At 63.5% G+C, this 1,609-nt stretch carries 2 protein-coding genes; both read left to right on the top strand.

Annotation, left to right across the window (positions count from 1 at the left end):
* A partial coding sequence (locus J7024_RS36915) for a replication initiation factor domain-containing protein (protein ID WP_234746050.1) occupies window positions 1-857 on the top strand: 857 nt, incomplete at its 5' end.
* A gap of 287 nt (window positions 858-1,144) precedes the next feature.
* Window positions 1,145-1,609: hypothetical protein (locus J7024_RS36910; RefSeq protein ID WP_234746049.1), on the top strand; the 465-nt coding region annotated here is incomplete at its 3' end.

The following is a 1,609-nucleotide window of genomic DNA, read 5'->3' as shown; positions in this document are numbered from 1 at the left end:
GTAAGGAAAGGGGGTGCCTGATGCGATTCGACTGGTATCAGGCCTCGATTCCTGAAAATCCTACGGTCTTGGTCGAGACGCTGCGCGATACGATCGGCGGGGGTGGATCGGTGGAGGAGGGGCGAGGGCGCCACAACTACCACCAGAGTTTCGTGATCCGCGATCGCGCGGGCGAACGGGTCGCAGCGGTCCTCTGTGGCGGTCCGAATGGGCATCCCAATGTCACGGCATCGGGAGAGGCTACGGAGCCGTTTGTGCGGCTCGTACGCGATGCGTGGCCGGTTCATCGGGTGACACGTTTCGATGCGGCAGAGGACTTCTGCCAGTCGGGCTCGTTTGAAGGGCTTGAGACGGTCTGTCGAGGTGTGGCGAAGGATCTGGGCGTGAAGGGCTGCGCGTTCGTTCCAGACGATGTTTCTGAGGGTCGCACGTACTACCTCGGGTCAGCGTCGTCTGATGTGCGCGTGCGGCTCTACGACAAGACGGCAGAGGTTCGGCGGTCGCTTCCTGCTGATCGCCATGCGGAGATTCCGGACCACTGGTCACGGCTTGAGGTGCAAGTGCGGCCTCGGAAGGAGTGGAAGGCGTACGCGGCGCAATGTTCGCCTGAGCAGGCATGGGGCTTTTCGGGCTGGACTACTGAGCTGGCCGCGCGTGCCTGTGCGCTCGACATCGAGCGGATCATGATGCAGGCCGGCAGAGAGACGGACGAAGAGCGGCGGCACCGTTTCATGCTTCAGCAGTACGGCAACCATCTTCGGCAGTTGTACGCGGACCTCGGTTCTTGGGAGTGCGTAGGAAAAACGCTGGGCGATGATTTGGCCCGCATGGCCGAGCGTTCAGCAAAGGGCGGGTAGAGCGGGACGCGTGCGCGGGCGAGTGCTTGCACCGCAGGCGCACGCGGGACGCCGGACCGCCTGGGCGGATCGCAGGTGTTCAGGGGCCTTGACGCTGCAACGGCGTCGAATCAGTCAAGGGCGCGAAGCGGCGATAGCGGACCCTTGACGGGCGAGGTTCGAATACGCTCAGGGATGGGGTCGGGGAATGGCCTCATCTTCCCCGATCCCATGCCGAACATGCGGCGCTTGACGGTGCGAGTGTGTCAGGTGGTACACTTGGTACACCATGACAACGGGAGGCGCTCATGCCTACAGCCAAGCCACGCGTTCAGGTCACACTGACCGAACATCAGTACGACGTGCTCCGCGCGCTTACGTCTGCCTCGGGGCAGTCGATGAGTGCATTCCTTGCGGAGATCGTGGAGCTATCCATGCCGACCTTCGAGCGTATGGCGGCGACGTTCCAGAAACTCAAAGACGTTCAACGGTTCGAGGCGGAGAAGCTGGCGAAGGGCCTGCATGAGGCAAACGCCGCTCTTGAGCCGGTGGCCGAGCGTGCAGTACGGGAGTTCTCCCGGTTCCTTGATACGGTCGAAGCTGCTGCCGAACCGCCTTCCCGCAGCGGAGCGAGGAAAGCCGGTTCGGTTGCGGCTTCGCGGGAGGGTGGCACCGCGAAAAGCCCCCGTCCTGTAACACGGGGGCTACGGACGGGAGCGGAGAGGGGGGGTGTGAAGCGGGATGCCACGCCAGATAAGGCGCGCAGGCAAGTT

The organism is Burkholderia sp. WTPI3, assembly GCF_021483755.1.
Classification (GTDB): domain Bacteria; phylum Pseudomonadota; class Gammaproteobacteria; order Burkholderiales; family Burkholderiaceae; genus Burkholderia.
The sequence above is the reverse complement of the archived record's forward strand: the minus strand, read 5'-3'. Positions and strand labels throughout refer to the sequence as shown.